This is a genomic window from Sphingopyxis sp. (genome assembly GCF_050725655.1).
GTDB lineage: Bacteria > Pseudomonadota > Alphaproteobacteria > Sphingomonadales > Sphingomonadaceae > Sphingopyxis.
The window spans coordinates 1-3258 of record NZ_JBOHHT010000101.1; the positions used below are offsets into that span (position 1 = coordinate 1).

At 64.1% G+C, this 3258-nt stretch carries 7 protein-coding genes and 1 pseudogene; 4 read left to right on the top strand and 4 right to left on the bottom strand.

Going from position 1 to position 3258, the window contains the following annotated elements:
- Positions 1-115: pseudogene (locus ACREBX_RS15525) on the top strand (IS30 family transposase); the annotation flags it as partial.
- 99 nt (positions 116-214) lie between these two features.
- Here the strand turns inward: ACREBX_RS15525 and rplT are convergent.
- Both rplT and rpmI read right to left on the bottom strand, forming a co-directional pair.
- Positions 215-580, bottom strand: coding sequence for a 50S ribosomal protein L20 (rplT, locus tag ACREBX_RS15530; RefSeq protein ID WP_137752332.1), 366 nt, complete (start codon positions 578-580; stop codon positions 215-217).
- A 13-nt stretch (positions 581-593) separates the two neighbouring features.
- The gene (gene rpmI / locus ACREBX_RS15535) at positions 594-797 is read right to left on the bottom strand and encodes a 50S ribosomal protein L35 (protein ID WP_167920064.1); all 204 of its coding nucleotides are present in this window, start codon (positions 795-797) and stop codon (positions 594-596) included.
- 170 nt (positions 798-967) lie between these two features.
- Here rpmI and ACREBX_RS15540 point away from each other — a divergent pair, with 170 nt between their 5' ends.
- Positions 968-1099 carry a hypothetical protein gene (locus ACREBX_RS15540; RefSeq protein WP_431562643.1) on the top strand — a complete coding sequence of 44 codons (132 nt, stop codon included), beginning with the start codon at positions 968-970 and terminating at the stop codon, positions 1097-1099.
- Positions 1089-1379: a VOC family protein gene (locus ACREBX_RS15545; protein WP_431562644.1), complete on the top strand. Its 291-nt coding sequence runs from the start codon at positions 1089-1091 to the stop codon at positions 1377-1379. The genes ACREBX_RS15540 and ACREBX_RS15545 overlap by 11 nt, the downstream gene beginning before the upstream one ends.
- Before the next feature lie 8 nt (positions 1380-1387).
- Here ACREBX_RS15545 and ACREBX_RS15550 read toward each other — a convergent pair whose 3' ends face one another.
- A complete protein-coding gene (locus ACREBX_RS15550; RefSeq protein WP_431562645.1) occupies positions 1388-1738 on the bottom strand; it encodes a GFA family protein in 351 nt (116 codons plus the stop codon).
- Between the two features lie 18 nt (positions 1739-1756).
- Positions 1757-2539, bottom strand: a complete 783-nt coding sequence (hisN, locus tag ACREBX_RS15555) for a histidinol-phosphatase (protein WP_431562646.1) — start codon at positions 2537-2539, stop codon at positions 1757-1759.
- A gap of 116 nt (positions 2540-2655) precedes the next feature.
- On the opposite strand from hisN, the gene ACREBX_RS15560 reads away from it, so the two are divergent.
- Complete coding sequence (locus tag ACREBX_RS15560) at positions 2656-3198, top strand: TetR/AcrR family transcriptional regulator (RefSeq protein WP_431562647.1); 543 nt, start codon at positions 2656-2658, stop codon at positions 3196-3198.
- Positions 3199-3258: the final 60 nt, after the last annotated feature.

The following is a 3258-nucleotide window of genomic DNA, read 5'->3' on the forward strand; positions in this document are numbered from 1 at the left end:
TAGTCAGGCCAAGCTGAGTGCCGTTGCACGGCAGCTCAACGAACGACCTCGAAAAACGCTCGACTACCAAACACCCGCCGAGCGCTTTCAGGCATGTGTTGCCGCCACACGTTGAACCCACCACCGAAAGCTGCCATTGCGGCCCTGATAACCGCAAAGAAAAAGGGCGGCCCCAGCGGGACCGCCCTTGTTTCGTTTCGCCTGGCCGAAAGCGTCAGGCTGCCTTGGGCAGCGCCGCCTTTGCCTGGGCGATGATCGTCGTGAAGACCGTGCCTTCGTTCATCGCGAGGTCGGCCATGACCTTGCGGTCAAGCTCGATCCCGGCCAGCTTCACGCCGTGCATGAACTGCGAATAGGTGAGGCCCTCGGCGCGGACCGCGGCGTTGATGCGCTGGATCCACAGACCGCGGAAATTCCGCTTCTTAACCTTGCGGTCGCGATAGGCATATTGGCCGGCCTTTTCGACCGCCTGCTTGGCGATACGAATGGTGTTCTTGCGACGGCCGTAAAAGCCCTTCGCCTGTTCCAATACGCGTTTGTGCTTGGCGCGCGTGGTGACGCCGCGTTTGATGCGTGACATGCCTTAGCGCTCCTTACTTCAGGCCGTAGGGCGCCCAGAGGCGCACATGGGCCACATCCGAATCGCTGAGCACGCTGGTGCCGCGGTTGGTGCGGATATATTTTGCATTATGGCTGCTCAGGCGGTGACGCTTGCCGGCGACGCCGTGCTTCACCTTGCCCGAAGCGGTGAATTTGAAGCGTTTCTTCACACCGCTCTTGGTCTTCATTTTGGGCATTTTGGTCTCCTTTGGAAGTCCGTTTGCGTATCGGCCTGGCAGCCCTTTCAGCCAGCCGACACAATCGGAAGCGGGGCGCTTAGGGGGATTCGCCCGGAAATGCAAGCTTGTTCCCGGACGCGAGCGCGCGGTGTAAAAGGCATTTCGGCACAATCGAGGGAGCGAGTCGCATGTCGGCAGAATATCGCGCGATGGTGGGGATCGTCCCCCACCTGACGATCCGCGACAATCGTGCGAGCGAAGCGATCGATTTCTATGTCGAGGCATTTGGCGCGGCCGAGCGGTCGCCATATGGCCGATGACGGCAAACGGATCATGCACGCGCATCTCGAACTCCATGGCGGCCCGCTGATGCTCAACGATGATTTTCCCGAAATGGGGGACGGCCAGGGCTCGCCCCCGCCCGCAGGGGTCGGGCTGCACCTCGACGTCGCCGATGCCGATGCGGCGTGGGAGCGGGCGCTCGCCGCCGGCGCCACCATCCGCTTTCCGCTCGACAACCAGTTCTGGGGCCAGCGCTATGGCCAGGTCACCGATCCCTTTGGCCATATCTGGTCGATCGGCGGTCCAGTGACGGAATAGACAGCGCGCTAGAAGCTCGCGCCGTCGACCTTGTGGATCGTGAGCGCATCGAGGTCGGCGTCGGGGACGCAGCGCAGATTGACCGCGGCCATCTTCTCGCCCGAGGGACCGGTCCCGACCGAGAAGCCCTGGCACCCGCAGTCAGTGCAGAATTGATGGTCGATATTATGCTTGTTGAACTGGTAGGATTCGAGCTTGTCGCTTCCGCTGGTTAGCCGGAACTGGTCGAGCGGGACGAAGGCGAGCAGAAAGCCCTTGCGCCGACAGTGCGAGCAATTGCAGCTCATCGCCGTGTCGGGAATATCGCCCTCGACCGTATAACTTACCGCGCCGCAGTGGCAGCTGCCTTCGAAAGTCATATCCAGTTCCCTTCCCTATCAGTGGTGGCAGGCGAGCCCCTCGATCACATCCTCGAGCCGCGCGGGATCGCCCAGTGCGATGACATGCCCCGCACTGTCGGCGTTGAGCGGGTCGCCGTTCCAGTCGCACATCGTCCCGCCCGCGCCTTCGACGACGGGAACGAGCGCGGCAAAGTCGTGGAGCTTCAGCCCCGCCTCGACCACCAGGTCGACATGGCCACTCGCCAGCAGCCCGTAATTATAGCAGTCGCCGCCGAAGATCAGCCGTTTATGTGCGGTCTTGGCCGCGAGTGCCATGAAATGCTCGGCGTCATGATCGGCGAAATATTGCGGGCCGGTGGTCGCGAGTACCGCGTCGGCCAGCTCGCGGCACGTGCGCGTGCGCGCGGGCTTGCCGTTGAACAGCGTTGGCTGCCCCAGCGCGCCGACCCAGCGTTCGCCGCTGATCGGCTGGTCGATGATGCCGAGAATGGGCCAGCCGTCCTGCAAGAGCGCGATCAGTGTGCCGAAGATCGGCCGCCCCGCCATGAAGCTGACTGTGCCGTCGATCGGGTCGAGCACCCACTGGCGCGGCGCGTCGGCGCGTTCGGCGCCATATTCCTCGCCGATGATCCCGTCGCGCGGCGCTTCGGCATCGAGCAGGCGGCGCATCGCCGCCTCGGCGGCGCGGTCGGCCTCGGTCACGGGCGAGGCGTCGGGCTTGGCCTCATGCGCGAAGGCGGCGCGAAAGAGCGGACGGATCGCTTCGCCAGCGGCGTCGGCGAGGCGATTGGCGAGGTTGAGATCGGATGTGAGCGACATGGCTATCCGCTAGCCCAGCCGGCCCCCCACCGCCAGCCCAAGCGAACCCGTCCGGCATCATGGGTGCGCGTTTTTATCAATTTTACAATTCTGGTATAAACTGTAAAATTCCCCTCATGCCGGGCGATTTTCCTCTCGATCCGATTGTCGCAACATTCGCGCGCTATGGTCTGCGCAAGACGTCGATGGAGGATGTTGCCATCGCGCTCGGCGTCTCGCGGCAGGCGCTCTATAATCGGCATGGATCGAAGGGTGCCTTGATCGGCTGGGCGACCAAATGCCTGATCGATAGCTCGCTGGAGGACGCGATCGCCAGCATCCACCAGCCCGCAAAGACGCTCGTCGAACGTTTGACCGATGCGCTCGACGCATGGGTAGGCCAGCATATGGACGCGCTGCATGCGTCACCGCATGGTGCCGAAACCGTGGCGATGCTTCAGCGCGATCCGCCCGAGGCGGTCCGTGTCGCCGAGCGCCGGCTGGTTGCCGCGATGGCCGAGGCGATCCGGTTCAGCGGTCCGGGCTCGGCGGTGTCGCGCGCGGGCAGCATGGCGCAGGCGATATGCTGGACGGCCCGCGGCCTCGTCCATGCCGTGCCCGATCATGCGACCTTCCGCCGGCAGCTCGATCATATCGTCGGCGCGCTCGTCGCGCGCTGACGCGGCTCCCGAATGCGGCACCGGCCCGCTCCCCCTCCCAGCCTCCCGACAGGGTATCTT